General features: G+C 66.6%; 17 protein-coding genes. 15 read left to right on the top strand and 2 right to left on the bottom strand.

What is annotated here, in order from left to right; all coding sequences use genetic code 11:
• A complete protein-coding gene (gene prfA, locus C5B97_RS11470) occupies window positions 1–1,083 on the top strand; it encodes a peptide chain release factor 1 (protein WP_104312601.1) in 1,083 nt (360 codons plus the stop codon).
• 85 nt (window positions 1,084–1,168) lie between these two features.
• On the opposite strand, the gene cysE is transcribed toward prfA, so the two are convergent.
• Window positions 1,169–1,765, bottom strand: a complete 597-nt coding sequence (gene cysE, locus C5B97_RS11465; protein WP_104312600.1) for a serine O-acetyltransferase — start codon at window positions 1,763–1,765, stop codon at window positions 1,169–1,171.
• A gap of 9 nt (window positions 1,766–1,774) precedes the next feature.
• Window positions 1,775–2,710, bottom strand: a complete 936-nt coding sequence (gene cysK / locus C5B97_RS11460) for a cysteine synthase A (RefSeq protein WP_244295926.1) — start codon at window positions 2,708–2,710, stop codon at window positions 1,775–1,777.
• Window positions 2,711–2,844: 134 nt separating this feature from the next.
• Here cysK and prmC point away from each other — a divergent pair, with 134 nt between their 5' ends.
• From prmC to C5B97_RS18320, 14 genes are all read left to right on the top strand, one after another.
• Window positions 2,845–3,753, top strand: a complete 909-nt coding sequence (gene prmC / locus C5B97_RS11455) for a peptide chain release factor N(5)-glutamine methyltransferase (RefSeq protein ID WP_181026985.1) — start codon at window positions 2,845–2,847, stop codon at window positions 3,751–3,753.
• A 6-nt stretch (window positions 3,754–3,759) separates the two neighbouring features.
• Window positions 3,760–4,569, top strand: a complete 810-nt coding sequence (locus C5B97_RS11450) for an L-threonylcarbamoyladenylate synthase (RefSeq protein WP_104312152.1) — start codon at window positions 3,760–3,762, stop codon at window positions 4,567–4,569.
• A 1-nt stretch (window position 4,570) separates the two neighbouring features.
• On the top strand, window positions 4,571–5,782 hold the full coding sequence (locus C5B97_RS11445) for an MraY family glycosyltransferase (RefSeq protein ID WP_104312151.1): 1,212 nt from the start codon (window positions 4,571–4,573) through the stop codon (window positions 5,780–5,782).
• A complete protein-coding gene (locus tag C5B97_RS11440) occupies window positions 5,779–6,219 on the top strand; it encodes a hypothetical protein (RefSeq protein ID WP_104312150.1) in 441 nt (146 codons plus the stop codon). The genes C5B97_RS11445 and C5B97_RS11440 overlap by 4 nt, the downstream gene beginning before the upstream one ends.
• 93 nt (window positions 6,220–6,312) lie before the next feature.
• Window positions 6,313–7,221, top strand: coding sequence for a F0F1 ATP synthase subunit A (gene atpB / locus C5B97_RS11435; protein ID WP_307852728.1), 909 nt, complete (start codon window positions 6,313–6,315; stop codon window positions 7,219–7,221).
• Window positions 7,222–7,279: 58 nt separating this feature from the next.
• Window positions 7,280–7,510 carry an ATP synthase F0 subunit C gene (gene atpE, locus C5B97_RS11430; RefSeq protein ID WP_104241494.1) on the top strand — a complete coding sequence of 77 codons (231 nt, stop codon included), beginning with the start codon at window positions 7,280–7,282 and terminating at the stop codon, window positions 7,508–7,510.
• A 12-nt stretch (window positions 7,511–7,522) separates the two neighbouring features.
• Window positions 7,523–8,092 (top strand): F0F1 ATP synthase subunit B, encoded by a 570-nt coding sequence (locus C5B97_RS11425; RefSeq protein WP_104312149.1) that lies wholly within the window; start codon window positions 7,523–7,525, stop codon window positions 8,090–8,092.
• On the top strand, window positions 8,092–8,883 hold the full coding sequence (locus C5B97_RS11420; RefSeq protein ID WP_104312148.1) for a F0F1 ATP synthase subunit delta: 792 nt from the start codon (window positions 8,092–8,094) through the stop codon (window positions 8,881–8,883). The genes C5B97_RS11425 and C5B97_RS11420 overlap by 1 nt, the downstream gene beginning before the upstream one ends.
• 52 nt (window positions 8,884–8,935) lie before the next feature.
• Window positions 8,936–10,561 (top strand): F0F1 ATP synthase subunit alpha, encoded by a 1,626-nt coding sequence (gene atpA, locus C5B97_RS11415; RefSeq protein WP_104312147.1) that lies wholly within the window; start codon window positions 8,936–8,938, stop codon window positions 10,559–10,561.
• Window positions 10,562–10,599: 38 nt separating this feature from the next.
• Complete coding sequence (locus C5B97_RS11410; protein WP_104312146.1) at window positions 10,600–11,496, top strand: F0F1 ATP synthase subunit gamma; 897 nt, start codon at window positions 10,600–10,602, stop codon at window positions 11,494–11,496.
• Window positions 11,497–11,526: 30 nt separating this feature from the next.
• Window positions 11,527–12,993, top strand: a complete 1,467-nt coding sequence (atpD, locus tag C5B97_RS11405) for a F0F1 ATP synthase subunit beta (protein ID WP_104312145.1) — start codon at window positions 11,527–11,529, stop codon at window positions 12,991–12,993.
• A 2-nt stretch (window positions 12,994–12,995) separates the two neighbouring features.
• Complete coding sequence (locus C5B97_RS11400; protein WP_104312144.1) at window positions 12,996–13,274, top strand: F0F1 ATP synthase subunit epsilon; 279 nt, start codon at window positions 12,996–12,998, stop codon at window positions 13,272–13,274.
• Window positions 13,271–14,086, top strand: a complete 816-nt coding sequence (locus C5B97_RS11395) for a YaaA family protein (protein ID WP_104312143.1) — start codon at window positions 13,271–13,273, stop codon at window positions 14,084–14,086. The genes C5B97_RS11400 and C5B97_RS11395 overlap by 4 nt, the downstream gene beginning before the upstream one ends.
• A gap of 171 nt (window positions 14,087–14,257) precedes the next feature.
• Complete coding sequence (locus C5B97_RS18320; RefSeq protein ID WP_104312142.1) at window positions 14,258–15,010, top strand: DUF5684 domain-containing protein; 753 nt, start codon at window positions 14,258–14,260, stop codon at window positions 15,008–15,010.
• Window positions 15,011–15,099: the final 89 nt, after the last annotated feature.

Below are 15,099 nucleotides of genomic sequence, written 5' to 3'. Positions count from 1 at the left end.
ATGGCCGACTCCGTTCGGCAGCTTCGAGCCGAGCACGAGGACCTGCAAGAGCAGCTGGCCGACCCTGAGCTGCACGCCAACCCGGCGCGCGCGAAGAAGGTCAACCGCCGGTATGCCCAGCTCGCGCAGATCCTCGCGGCGGACGCCTCCCGGGCCGAGCTCGAGGACGACCTCGAGGCCGCCAGGGAACTCGCCAAAGAGGACCAGTCGTTCGCCGAGGAAGTCCCCGTGCTGGAGGAGAACCTGCGTGTCGCGCAGGAGAAGCTGCGGCGACTCCTCATCCCGCGCGACCCCGACGACGGACGTGACGTCATCATGGAGATCAAGGGCGGTGAAGGCGGCGAGGAATCGGCGCTCTTCGCAGCCGACCTCCTCCGCATGTACTCGCACTACGCGGAGCAGCGCGGCTGGAAGACCGAGATGATCTCCTCGACGGAGAGCGACCTCGGCGGCTTCAAGGACGTGCAGGTCGCGATCAAGGGCAATGCCAACGACCCGGCGCTCGGCGTCTGGGCGAGCCTCAAGTACGAGGGTGGCGTGCATCGCGTGCAGCGGGTCCCCGCGACCGAGTCGCAGGGACGCATCCACACGTCGACCACTGGCGTCCTCGTGTTCCCTGAGGTCGACGAGCCGGAGGAGATCGAGGTCAGCCCCAACGACCTCAAGATCGACGTCTTCCGCTCGTCCGGCCCCGGCGGCCAGTCGGTCAACACGACCGACTCTGCCGTGCGCATCACGCACATCCCCACGGGAATCGTGGTGTCGATGCAGAACGAGAAGAGCCAGATCCAGAACCGCGCAGCCGGCATGCGCGTGCTGCTCGCGAGGCTCCTCGCCCACCAGCAGGAGCAGATCGCGGCAGCGGAGTCGGAGGCGCGATCCGGGCAGATCCGCACGATGGACCGTTCGGAGCGCATCCGCACGTACAACTTTCCGGAGAACCGCATCGCGGACCACCGCACCGGGTACAAGGCGTACAACCTCGACCACGTCATGAACGGAGCCCTCGGGCCCGTCATCCAGTCGGCGATCGCCGCCGACGAGGAGGCACGTCTCGCGGCCCTCTCCGGCAGCGACGACTGAGGTCGACGCTCACATCGCACCGAAACGGCGGCCAGCACTGCTGGCCGCCGTTTCGCTGTCCCGGGGCTGGGACCCTTGAGATCTTTTAGATCTCGTAGTACCCGACGAGGTCCTGCTCGGCGGGAGTGCGCTGACGGACGCGAGCTGGCACACCCGTGAGCACCGAGTTCGCGGGTGCGTCCCGCGTGACCACGGCGTTCGCGCCGATCCGCGAGTCGTCGCCGATCGTGATGTTGCCGAGCAGCTTCGCCCCGGCGCCGATGAGCACCCGGCTGCCGACGGTGGGGTGCCGCTTCACGCGGTGGCCGGAGGTGCCGCCCAGGGTGACCCCGTGGTAGATGAGCACGTCGTCTCCGACGACCGCGGTCTCGCCGATGACGATGCCCATGCCGTGGTCGATGACGACCCGGCGACCGATCTGTGCGCCCGGGTGGATCTCGACGCCCGTCGCGAAGCGATTGAACTGCGAGAGCGTGCGTGCGAGCAGCTTCGTGTCAGCGCGCATCCACAGTCGGTGGGCGATCCGGTGCAGCCAGAGCGCGTGCATGCCCGAGTAGTTGATCACGATCTCGGCCTTGGAACGGGCCGCCGGATCGTTCTTCCGGGTCGCCGCGATGTCCTCCCTGACGCGACGCCAAACGCCGACACCTTGGGGTGCCGGCGTTCGACGTGGTGTTGCCAGTGCCACTCGCTAGTCGCGGAGGTCGTCGAAGAGCACCGTCGAGAGGTAGCGCTCGCCGGTGTCGCAGATGATCACCACGATGTTCTTCCCGGCATTCTCGGGACGCTTCGCGATCTCGAGAGCCGCCCAGAGGTTCGCTCCGCTCGAGATGCCGCTGAAGATGCCCTCGGTCGAGGTCAGGGCGCGGGAGACGCGGATGCTGTCCTCGAGCGTCGCGTCGAGGACCTCGTCGATGACATCGCGGTCGAGCACGTCTGGCACGAAGTTGGCGCCGAGGCCCTGGATCTTGTGGGGGCCGGCCTTGCCCTCGGTGAGGAGCGGCGAGTCCTTCGGCTCGACGGCGACGATCTTGACCTCGGGCTTGCGCTCCTTGAGCACCTGTCCGACGCCGGAGATCGTTCCGCCCGTGCCGACGCCCGCGACGAAGATGTCGATCTCGCCGTCGGTGTCTGCCCAGATCTCCTCGGCAGTGGTCTCGCGGTGGATCTGGACGTTCGCCTCGTTCTCGAACTGGCGAGCGAGGATCGCGCCCGGCGTCTCGTCGACGATCTGCTTGGCGCGGGCGACGGCGCCACGCATGCCCTCGGGGCCGGGCGTGAGGACGAGCTCGGCGCCGAACGCCTTGAGCAGCTGTCGGCGTTCGATCGACATGGTCTCGGGCATGGCGAGGATGACGCGGTAGCCGCGAGACGCGCCGAGCATCGCGAGCGCGATGCCGGTGTTGCCCGAGGTGCCCTCGACGATGGTGCCACCCGGCTGCAGCTCGCCACTCTGCTCAGCTGCGCGGATGATGCCGAGGCCGAGGCGGTCCTTCACCGACGACCCGGGCCCGAAGAACTCGAGCTTGGCGAAGATGTTCGCGCCGGTCTCGTTGATGCGACCGAGCTTGACGAGCGGGGTGCGGCCGACGACCTCGGTGATGTCGTTGTAGATCTTTCCAGTCACTTCGTGCCCTTCTGGGATGCTGTGTGAACTTCGTGGGTGTCGCTGGCAGCGTTCGCCCGCGTCAATCGTCCCAATCATCTCGCGCGCGAGTGCTGTGCATGACGCTGCGAGTCAATGTGCGGGAGACTCTCTCCATGATCTTGCACGTAGACGCGCAGAGAAAGCTGGTTCGCGAACAGCTGAAGGCGGCCCGCATCGCCGAGAGCAGCGTCGAAGCGGACCTGCTGCTCGCGGGTGTGCTCGGCATCTCACGTGGCGAGGTGCAGATGCGCTCGCTGCTCGGCCGAGAGCTGTCGGAGCAGGAAGCACTGGAGGTGAGTGCTGCGGCGGCGAGGCGAGCCCGTCGCGAGCCCCTCCAGCATGTGCTCGGCGTGGCGCCCTTCCTCGACATGGAGCTCGCCGTCGGCCCGGGGGTCTTCATCCCGCGGCCCGAGACCGAATCGCTCGTGACCGCCGCGGTGTCCCTGCTCGGCCAGGATTCGAACGGCACCGACCTGGCGGGCATCGATGTCGGCTCCGGGAGCGGGGCGGTGGCGCTCGGCGTCGCCCGGACGCACGGTCGCATCCGCATGACGGCGATCGAGCGTTCGAGTGCCGCCTGGCCCTGGCTGCGCGCGAACGTCGAGGCGTTCGGCGGCGGGCAGGTGAACGCGTTCTTCGGAGATGCCGCGCGCGCCTTCTCGGCGGTGCCGCCCGGATCGCTTGATCTCGTCGTCTCCAACCCGCCGTACGTGCCCGCCGCGAATCGGCCGGAGAGCCGCGAGGTCTGGCGACACGACCCCGAGGACGCGCTCTACTCCGGAGCCGACGGCCTCGACTTCATCCGGGAGCTCGCGACCTGGTCGTCCGCTTCGCTCGCTCGGGGCGGCGTGCTCATCGTCGAGCACGAGGACTCCCAGGGGGCGGAGATCAGACAGATCTTCGCCGACGCCGGCTTCATCGACGCCGCCACCGGTCAGGACCTCACCGGCAGGGACCGCATCACATCCGCCGTGCTCTCCGCGTCGGGCCAGGGTGGAAGCGGCCAGCCGACTATCATGTGACGAAGAATGGGACAGATCTACGCCACCACAGACTCACTCGACCTCCTGGCAGCGGTCCGCGCGGCACGCACGGCCATCGCGAGCGGCGAGGTCATCGTCATGCCGACCGACACGGTCTACGGCATCGCGGCCGATGCCTTCTCGGCATCTGCCGTCCAGCGTCTGCTGGACGCCAAGGGGCGCACACGCGCGACCCCGCCGCCGGTGCTCGTGGCGAACCACGAGACGCTCGACGCGCTCGCCGAGAACGTCCCCGCGCTCGCGCGGCAGCTCTTCGAGCGCTTCGCGCCGGGCCCCCTCACCGTCATCCTGCAGGCCAGGGGCTCGCTGCAGTGGGACCTCGGCGAGACGAACGGAACGGTCGCCCTGCGCATCCCCGACAGCCGCCTCGCACGCGAGCTGCTCAAGGAGACCGGACCGCTCGCCGTCTCGAGCGCCAACAAGCACGGCGAGCCCGCGGCGACGACGGCGCAGGAGGCGCTTGATGCCCTCGGCGAGGTCGTCGGTGTGTTCCTCGACGGTGGCCCGGCAGGAGGCGAGCCCTCCACGATTGTCGATGCGACCCCGCTGACGCGCGGTGAACCCGCGCGCATCGTCCGACAGGGAGCGCTTTCACGCGAGCTCATCGAAGAGGTGCTCGGAGACAAGCTCGCGCCGGTCGATGCCCCGGCGGCGGAACCGGCAGTCGAAGCGGAACCGGCAACCGTGCCGGAGCCGGCAGGAGAAACACAGCCGGCAGTCGTCGCTGCGAACCCGGAGCAGGTGGCCAGCGCACCCGAGGCGCAGCCGAAGCCGTCGACGGGGCACGAGTCCTAGCGTGCGGATCTACCTCGCCCTCGTGGTCGGCACGGCGCTCGTCACGCTTGTGCTCGTCTACGTGGTCTGGCGACTCGCGATGCGCTACAAGTGGTACCCGCCTGTCCGCGACAGGGACGTCCACACGACACCCAAGCCGAGACTCGGCGGCGTCGCGATGTTCGTCGGCATGCTGCTCGCGCTCGCCGCGGCCTCGCAGATCCCGTTCTTCTCACTCGTCTTCGAACAGCCGGGACGGGTATGGGCTCTCGTCGGCGCCGCGTCCCTCATCGTGCTGATCGGCGTCATCGACGACTTCATCGACCTCGATTGGATGACGAAGCTCGCAGGCCAGATCCTCGCCGCCATCCTTCTCGCCTGGCAGGGCGTCGCGATCACCTCGCTCCCGATCGGGGGCATCACGGTCGGCTCCCAGTGGATGTCGATCGCCATCACGGTGCTCGCCGTCGTCCTGGTGATGAACGCCGTCAACTTCATCGACGGGCTCGACGGGCTCGTGGCCGGAGTCGCGATCATCGCGAACGGCGTGTTCCTCGTCTACAGCTACGTGCTCAGCGAGTTCGCGGGGCAGACGGGGCGCTTCACGATGGGTGCGCTGCTCTCGGCGATCGTGATCGGCATCTGCCTCGGCTTCCTGGTTCTCAACTGGTACCCGTCGAAGATGTTCATGGGGGATGGGGGAGCGCTGCTCGTAGGGCTCCTCATGGCCGCCAGCGCTGTCGCGGTCACGGGCGAAGTCGACCCGCAGACGATCAGCCGCACGGAGCTCTGGCCCGCCTTCCTGCCCATGATCATCCCGTTCGCGGTGCTGATCGTGCCGCTGCTCGACTTCTCCCTCGCAGTGTTCCGACGGATGCGCGCGGGCAAATCGCCTTTCACCGCCGACAGGAAGCACCTCCACCACCGCCTGCTCGACATGGGTCACTCCCAGCGCTGGGCGGTCGTGGTCTTCTACTCCTGGACGGCTGTCGTCTCGGTGGGGGCGCTCATGGCGTTCGCCGCCGATCTGATCTCGATCCCCATCGGCCTCGTCATCGGCTTCGTCGTCGTCGGCTTCGTGCTCTGCACGCTCGTGACGATCGCGCCGCTCAGCCGGCGCAAGTCGAGGGAGCGCCACGCGCAGAAGGCTCCGGGCGAGAACGCCCACGACGAGCTCGCCGATGCACACGCCTCGCTGCTCAAGGCAGCACCAGAATCCGGAATGGACGCATGAACTCCTCTACGACCCCCACCTCCGTGCCCATCTTCAAGAGCATCCTGAAGTGGTCCGTCGTGGTCGCCATCGCGGTCGCCGTCATCGGCGGCGCCGCTGGCTTCTTCGCGGTCGGGATCAACGGCCTGTGGAGCGCGCTCTTCGCCGCGGCCATCACGCTGCTCTTCACGGGTATCACGGTCGTCTCCGTCATCCTGGCTTCGCACCTCGATCAGATCTTCTTCATGGCGACCATCCTCGGCGCCTGGATCCTCAAGTTCATCGTGTTCCTCGGCGCGCTCTTCCTCATCAGGGACCTGCCGATCGTCCACCTCTTCACCCTCTGGCTGTGTCTCGTCGTGGCTGTCATCGCGACGGTCATCGTGGACGTCGTCTGCGTCGTGCGCGGGCGGATGGGCAACGTCAGCGACGTGCGCCTGCCCGGCGACGACAAATAGTAGAAAAGTTGGCTCTGGAGGCCCGAACTGCACTCCTGCCTGGGGATTTCTTGATAGGCTGATCCAGGTGCGCCGAGAAGGGGTCCTTCTCGTGTGCTCACCCGCCCGAACTCATCGAAGCGCAGCAAAGACAGCTGCGCCCCGAGACAGGAGAGTGCTCTGTTCGCCTCAGCCCTGAATCTGCCAGTTTTCATCGCTGCCGCGGAGGACAACAGCATCTTCCACCCGCCGTCGCTTGACCACGAGTTCTTCCTCGAGGCAGTGGCGTTCGCCGGCACCCCCTTCGAGCTGAACCGCATCATCCTCGTGCGGCTCTTCGCGATCGCGATCCTCCTGCTCCTCTTCTGGCTTGCACTGCGCAGCCCGAAGGTCATCCCGGGCAAGGGACAGTCGCTCGCTGAGATCGCCATCGGCTTCGTGAAGTCGCAGATCGCGGACGGCATCCTCGGAGAGAAGCTCGGCCATAAGTACCTGCCGCTGCTCTCCGCCATGTTCTTCGGCATCTTCGCGATGAACATCACCGGCATCATCCCCGGCCTGAACATCGCCGGAACCGCGCTCATCGGCATGCCGCTCGTGCTGGCCGTCGTCTCGTACATCGCCTTCATCTACGCGGGCTTCCGCGAGGCCGGGCCCGGAACGTTCTTCAAGAACGCGCTCTTCCCGAGCGGTGTGCCGTGGCCGATGTACATCCTCCTGACGCCGATCGAGTTCATCAACATCTTCATCGTGCGCCCCGTGTCGCTCGCCCTGCGACTCTTCCTCAACATGATGGTCGGCCACCTCCTGCTCGTCCTGACGTTCAGCGCGACGAACTTCTTCGTCATCCAGTACTCGATGAACGGCCCAGGCGGCCCCCTCGACATGCTGTTCGGCATCCCCACGCTCCTTGGCGGCTTCGTCATGACGCTCGTCGAGATCCTCGCGTCGGTCCTCCAGGCCTTCGTATTCACCCTCCTGACCGCGGTCTTCATCCAGCAGGCCGCCGCCAAGAGCCACTAAGACCCACCTGACTCACGCGAAGCAACCTGCTTCACCACCCATACGGAAGGAAACCCCTGTGGAAACCACCACGCTCGCCGAGATCTCCGGCAACATCGCTACCGTCGGCTACGGCCTCTCTGCAATCGGCCCCGGCATCGGCATCGGTATCGTCGCCGGCAAGACCGTCGAGGCCATGGCACGTCAGCCCGAGATGGCTGGCCGCCTCCAGGTCACCATGTTCCTCGGTATCGCCTTCACTGAGCTGCTCGCCTTCATCGGCGTCGCAACGTTCTTCATCTTCCAGTAAGCGGGTCCGCACATGAGCACCTTCGTACTGTCGGCGGCAACGTCGACGCTCGCAGCGGAAGAGGGCGGCAACGTCCTCCTTCCCGCTACGTATGACATTGTCTGGTCGTTGGTCGTCTTCGTTGTGCTCGGATTCTTCTTCTGGAAGTTCGCCATCCCGGCACTCCGCAAGGTTCTCGACGAGCGCGAAGCGCAGATCGAGGGCGGCATCCGCAAGGCGGAGATCGCTCAGGCCGAGGCCGCTGCCAAGCGCGACGAGAACGAGAAGCTTCTCGCCGCCGCGCGAACCGAAGCCGCGGAGATCCGCGAGCAGGCTCGCGTCGACGCAGACCAGATCAAGGTCCAGAAGAAGGCCGAGACGCAGGCTGAGCTCGACCGGATGACCGCTTCCGCAAAGGCGCAGATCGAGGCGGAGCGCCAGACGGCGATCGTCTCGCTCCGCGCCGAGGTGGGCACGCTCGCACTCGACCTCGCCTCCGGCGTCGTCGGTGAGAGCCTGCGCGAGGACAGCCGTTCGACGGCCTACGTCGACCGGTTCCTGAGCGACCTCGACAACGACCAGAAGGCAGGAACGCACAGCTGATGGGAAGCGCGACCAGACACGCACTGGCAGCCCTCAAGAACAGCGTCGACGGCTGGGGCCAGGCAGAGCTTGGAGATGCTGAGCAGGTGTTCGCGGCGGTCAACGCGGCGGGCGCCAACCAGCACCTCCTCGCAGCACTGTCCAACCCCGCCGCCGACGTCAGCGCCAGGCGCGAGCTCGCAGGGAAGGTCTTCGGATCGCACCTCGGCCCGCGTGCGCTGCAGCTCCTCCAGGACGCTGTCAGCCAGACCTGGTCGAGCAACCATGAGTTCGCGCTCGGCCTGCAGGAACTCGCAGTCCGTGCCACGGCCCAGACCGCAGGAGAGCAGTCGGCGATCGCCGGCGAGCTCACCACGGTCGCTGACACGATCAGCGCCAACCCGGAGCTCGAGCTCACGCTCGGGTCGCGCCTCGGAGACTCGGCTGTCAAGTCGCAGCTCATCGAACGCCTCTTCGCGGGCAAGATCAGCGCGCCAAGCCTGCTGATCCTCCGTGAGCTCGTGGGCAACCCGTTCGGTCGCCGCACGCGCCGCCTCCTCACGTGGGCTGGCGAAGTGGTTGCCGACCAGGCAGGCCGCTCGGTCGCAACGGTCACGGTGGCGAGTCCGCTCGCCCCCGAGCAGCTTGCGAAGCTCGAGGCGGGACTGACGCGTCGCTTCAACCGACGCGTCTCCGTCACGACGGTCATCGACCCGAAGATCATCGGCGGCCTGCGCGTGCAGCTTGGCGATGACGTGATCGACGACAGCGTCGCCGCTCGACTCAACAACCTCCGCCTGCAGCTCGCCTGAGCCTCACGCACTGAAACTCTCGGGGCGAGGCCCCGGACGACAAGGGAAGAACATGTCAGAACTCACAATCAATCCGGATGAGATCCGCGACGCGCTTCAGCAGTTCGCTTCCTCATACCGTCCGGAAGGCGCCACGGCGACCGAGGTCGGCACCGTGGTTGACGCCTCGGACGGCATCGCGCACGTCGAGGGTCTCCCTGGCGTCATGGCCAACGAGCTCATCACCTTCGCCGACGGAACGCTCGGCCTGGCCCAGAACCTCGACGAGAGCAGCATCGGCGTCATCGTCCTCGGCGAGTTCCAGGGCATCGTCGAGGGCATGGAAGTCCGCCGCACCGGTGAGGTCCTCTCCGTCCCAGTCGGCGACGGCTACCTCGGCCGCGTCGTCGACCCGCTCGGGAACGCGATCGACGGACTCGGCGAGATCGCGACGTCCGGGCGCCGCGCCCTCGAGCTCCAGGCTCCAGGCGTCATGGACCGCAAGTCGGTGCACGAGCCACTCGAGACCGGCATCAAGGCCATCGACGCGATGATCCCCGTCGGCCGTGGCCAGCGACAGCTGATCATCGGCGACCGCCAGACCGGCAAGACGGCCATCGCGATCGACGCCATCATCAACCAGAAGGCCAACTGGGAGTCGGGCGACGTCAACAAGCAGGTTCGCTGCATCTACGTCGCCGTCGGCCAGAAGGGCTCGACCATCGCCTCCGTCAAGGGCGCGCTGGAAGACGCCGGAGCAATGGAGTACACGACGATCGTCGCGTCTCCCGCATCCGACCCTGCAGGCTTCAAGTACCTCGCTCCGTACACCGGCTCGGCCATCGGCCAGCAGTGGATGTACGAGGGCAAGCACGTCCTCATCGTCTTCGACGACCTGTCGAAGCAGGCTGAGGCTTACCGCGCCGTCTCGCTCCTCCTGCGCCGCCCGCCGGGCCGCGAGGCCTACCCGGGTGACGTGTTCTACCTGCACTCCCGTCTGCTCGAGCGTTGCGCGAAGCTCTCCGACGCGATGGGTGCAGGCTCGATGACCGGTCTTCCGATCATCGAGACGAAGGCCAACGACGTCTCCGCGTACATCCCGACCAACGTGATCTCGATCACGGACGGCCAGATCTTCCTCCAGTCCGACCTCTTCAACGCCAACCAGCGTCCTGCGGTCGACGTCGGAATCTCCGTCTCGCGAGTCGGTGGCGACGCGCAGCAGAAGCACATCAAGAAGGTCTCGGGAACGCTCAAGCTCGAACTCGCCCAGTACCGTTCGCAGCAGGCCTTCGCGATGTTCGCGTCCGACCTCGACGCGACGACGCGCAAGCAGCTCGAGCGTGGCGCACGCCTCACCGAGCTCCTCAAGCAGCCGCAGTACTCGCCGTACCCCGTCGAGCAGCAGGTCGTCGCGATCTGGGCCGGAACCAACGGCAAGCTCGACCTCGTCCCGGTCGACGAGGTGCTCCGCTTCGAGCGCGAGCTCCTCGAGTACCTCGAGCGCAACACCGACGTCCTCAGCCTCCTCCGCGACAGCGGGAAGCTCGAAGACGACACGCTGAAGGCCATGGCCGACGGTGTCGACGCCTTCGTGAAGACGTACCTCAAGAACGACGGAACTCCGCTCGTCGCAAGCGCCGAACAGGTCGCCGCTGACGAGATCGAGCAGGAGAAGATCGTCAAGAAGCGCCGCTAGGCGCCCTCGACGACTTCGACGACGAGCACAGGAGAAGCATGGGAGCACAACTTCGGGTCTACCGGCAGAAGATCAAGTCTGCCCAGACGATGAAGAAGGTCACCCGCGCCATGGAGCTGATCGCCACTTCGCGCATCACCAAGGCGCGGAAACGCATGGCCGAGTCGAACCCGTACGCGCAGGCGATCACCGAGGCAGTCTCGGCAGTGGCCAGCTACACGGACATCGATCACATCCTCGTCACCGAGCGTGAAGAGGTCCGCCGCGTCGCGGTCGTCGTCTTCACGAGCGACCGAGGCCTCAACGGAGCCTTCTCCTCGAGCGTGCTTCGCGAGGCCGAGGGCCTCACGAACCTCCTCGAATCAGAGGGCAAGGAAGTCGTCCACTACCTCATCGGGCGCAAGGCGGTCGGCTACTTCGCCTTCCGCAAGCGCGCGAGCGAGAAGCAGTGGACGGGCTCGACGGACCTCCCGGTCTTCCAGACCGCGAAGGAGCTCGGCGAGGCACTGGTCGAACGGTTCACGATTCCGTTCGAAGAAGGCGGCGTGGAGGAGATCCACTACGTCTACAACCGGTTCCAGTCGATGGTCACGCAGACGCCGACCGTCGTGCGGCTCCTGCCGCTCGAGGTCGTCGAAAGCGACGACGTCGTGGAAGAGGCCCCGCTGCTCCCGCTGTACGAGTTCGAGCCGGATGCGGAGACGGTGCTCCACGCACTGCTTCCCGACTACATCCAGGCGCGCCTCTTCAACGCCATGCTGCACTCCGCCGCATCCGAGCACGCTGCCCGTCAGCGCGCGATGAGCGCGGCTTCCGACAACGCAGACACCCTGGTGCGCGACTACACCAGGCTCGCGAACAACGCGCGCCAGGCAGAGATCACGCAGCAGATTTCCGAGATCGTGGGCGGCGCGGACGCGCTCGCAACCGCATAACCGCGCGAACACGCAAGAAAAGGACAAGACATGACGACGCACATCGTCTCCGACAGGGAAGACACGAAGGCTCCGGCCGGTGTCGGCCGGATCGCCCGTGTCACGGGTCCCGTTGTCGACATCGAGTTCCCGCATGACGCCATCCCAGGCATCTACCACGCGCTCGAGACCGAGGTCAGCCTCGGCGACCAGTCGCTCAAGCTCACGCTCGAGGTCGCACAGCACCTCGGCGACGACCTCGTCCGCGCCATCGCGCTCAAGCCGACCGACGGACTCGTCCGCGGCCAGGAAGTCCGCGACACGGGAGCCCCCATCTCGGTGCCCGTCGGCGACGTCACCAAGGGCAAGGTCTTCAGCGTCACCGGTGAAGTGCTCAACGAGACGATGATCTCCGAGCCCTACGAGATCACCGAGCGCTGGCCCATCCACCGCGAGCCCCCGGCCTTCGACCAGCTCGAGTCGAAGACCGAGCTCTTCGAGACCGGCATCAAGAGCATCGACCTGCTCACCCCGTACGTCCAGGGTGGAAAGATCGGCCTCTTCGGTGGAGCCGGTGTCGGCAAGACCGTCCTCATCCAGGAGATGATCCAGCGCGTCGCACAGGACCACGGCGGCGTCTCGGTGTTCGCCGGTGTCGGGGAGCGCACGCGTGAGGGCAACGACCTCATCTACGAGATGGAAGAAGCAGGCGTCTTCGACAAGACCGCGCTTGTGTTCGGCCAGATGGACGAGCCGCCGGGAACTCGACTCCGCGTCGCGCTCTCGGCCCTCACCATGGCTGAGTACTTCCGCGACGTGCAGAAGCAGGACGTGCTGCTCTTCATCGACAACATCTTCCGCTTCACGCAGGCCGGTTCCGAGGTCTCCACGCTGCTCGGCCGCATGCCCTCCGCCGTTGGATACCAGCCCAACCTCGCCGACGAGATGGGTGTGCTCCAGGAGCGCATCACGTCGACGCGTGGCCACTCGATCACGTCGCTCCAGGCCATCTACGTGCCTGCTGACGACTACACCGACCCGGCCCCCGCGACGACGTTCGCCCACCTCGACGCCACGACGGAGCTCTCGCGAGAGATCGCCTCGAAGGGCCTCTACCCGGCCATCGACCCGCTCACGTCGACGAGCCGCATCCTCGACCCCCGTTACCTGGGCGCCGACCACTACCGGGTCGCGACCGAGGTCAAGCAGATCCTCCAGAAGAACAAGGAACTGCAGGAGATCATCGCGATCCTCGGTGTCGACGAGCTCTCCGAGGAAGACAAGATCACCGTCTCCCGCGCTCGCCGCATCCAGCAGTTCCTCTCGCAGAACACCTACATGGCGAAGAAGTTCACGGGTGTCGAGGGTTCGACGGTTCCGCTCAAGGAGACCATCGAGTCGTTCGACGCCATCGCCAAGGGCGACTTCGACCACGTCGCCGAGCAGGCCTTCTTCAACGTCGGTGGAATCAACGACGTCGAAGAGAAGTGGGCGCAGATGCAGAAGGACAACGCATAGTCATGGCAGGCAAAGGCGAACTGACCGTCAAGGTCGTCGAAGCAACCAAGCTCGTCTGGGAAGGCAGCGCGACCATGGTCGTCGCTCGCACCTCCGAGGGCGAGATCGGAATCCTCGCCGGCCACGAGCCTGTGCTCGCTGCCCTGGGTGCCGGACAGGTTCGCATCACGGCTGCCGACGGATCGAAGATCGTCGCCAACGCCGAGGGCGGCTTCCTCTCGGTGAACAGCGACGTCGTCACGGTCGTCGCCGGCGAGGCTGAACTCGTCTCCGGGGAGTGACCGAAGGTCTCCTGCTGCTGTTGCCGCCGTCCGAAACCAAACGGGACGGCGGCAACGCTGCGTTCACGGGCGAATTGGTCGAGAGCCCGGAAGCAGGCGGGCTCAGCTGGTCGGAGACGTTCGCGGCGACGCGTGAGCTCGTCGTCAGCGAGCTGCACAGCCTCTCCCACGACCGCGAGACAGCCCGCAAGGTGCTCAAGATCTCCGAGAAGCAAGCGGAGATCGAGCTCAACAGGAACCGCACGCTCCGCTCGGCCCCTCGCATGCCAGCGCTGCTCCGGTATACGGGTGTGCTCTACGACGCCCTCGACGCCCCGACCCTGACGGCGTCCCAGCTGAGCTGGGCGGCGCACCACGTGGCGGTTCACTCCGCCCTGTTCGGGCTCGTCGGCGGGGGAGAAGGCATCCCCGCCTACCGGCTCTCTGCGGCGTCACGGCTCGGCGGTGTCGCGGCCGCACGCCGGTGGGCTCCAGCGGCGAGCCAGGCGCTGTCGGCGCACAGAGGTCTTGTGGTGGACCTTCGATCGAAGGCGTATTCCGCGCTCGGGCCCGTCGAAGCCGCTCAGCAGCATGTGTCCATCGACGTCGTCTCGAGGTCCGCCGACGGCGCCGTGCGCTCACTCAACCACTTCAACAAGCGAGGCAAGGGCCTCTTCACCCGCGGTCTCATCACGCGCGCCTCGTCGCAGCCCGACCGGGCGGCGGCGCTGCAGGATGCGGAAGAGCTGTCGGACTTCTGCCGCGACGCCGGTTGGGAACTCGAACCAACAGGACCGGGCGCGGCGCGGCTGATCGTGCCGGAAGGCCTTTGATCTCTCCACGAGGGGCATCGGTGTTGCCGAACACAGGCGCGCAGGGGAGCGCTCCCCATCGACAAAGTCGTTGAAACGCCGCTACTTTGTACCATGTCTGCGATTTCTGGCTCATGCGCACTCCCCGCGCTCGACGCAGACGTCGACTGAATATCAGAAAGTGACTCCTCAATGGAAATCATCGCTTACGGCGATCAGGCTGCTGCCGGTATCGGCGCCCTCGGGATCCTCCTGTGGCTCGTCATCGTGCTCGGCGCGTACGCGCTCACCGCGTGGATCATGTCCAAGGTGTTCACGAAGATGGGCATCGAGGCCTGGAAGGCCTGGGTTCCGGTCTACAACTCGTGGACATTCGTCGAGGCCGCGGGCTTCCCCGGTTGGTGGGTCCTCGTCGGCTTCATCCCCGGCGTCAACATCGCGCTCGTCGTCCTCATGGCGATCGCCGCCTACCGCATCGGTCTTGGCTTCGGCAAGAGCGGCGTCTGGGTGCTGCTCTACATCTTCCTCCCTATCGTGTGGCTCGCCATCATCGGCTTCGACAGCTCGCGTTGGAACCCGGCACTCATGAACCTCGGTGGCCAGTACGGCCAGCAGCAGGGCGCAGTCGGCTACGCGCCTGGGGCCCAGGGGCAGGCGTACGGACAGGCACCGGTGCAGTCGGGCTACGGACAGACTCCCGCTCAGCCGTATGGTCAGGCCCCGGCCCAGCCCAACGGCCAGCAGCCCTATGGTCAGGCCCCGGCGCAGCCCAACGGCCAGCAGCCCTATGGTCAGGCCCCGGCGCAGCAGCCGTATGGGCAGCAGCCGTACGGCCAGGCACCGACGCAGCAGCCGTACGGGCAGCCTCCCGTTCAGCAGCCGCCGCTTGGCCGGGCCCCCGAGAACCAGCAGCCCTACGGTCAGCAGCCCCCAGCTCAGCACTGACAGCGCACTGGACGCGGCGTCGTCCAGCCCCGAAGCACGGCACGCGGATATTCTTCCGCGTGCCGTGCTTCTTTCACGTCGTCGTCTGC

This window comes from Pseudoclavibacter sp. RFBB5, assembly GCF_002931555.1.
Classification (GTDB): Bacteria; Actinomycetota; Actinomycetes; order Actinomycetales; family Microbacteriaceae; genus Pseudoclavibacter.
Note: the sequence above shows the minus strand (reverse complement) of the source record. Positions and strands in the feature narration are given on the sequence as shown.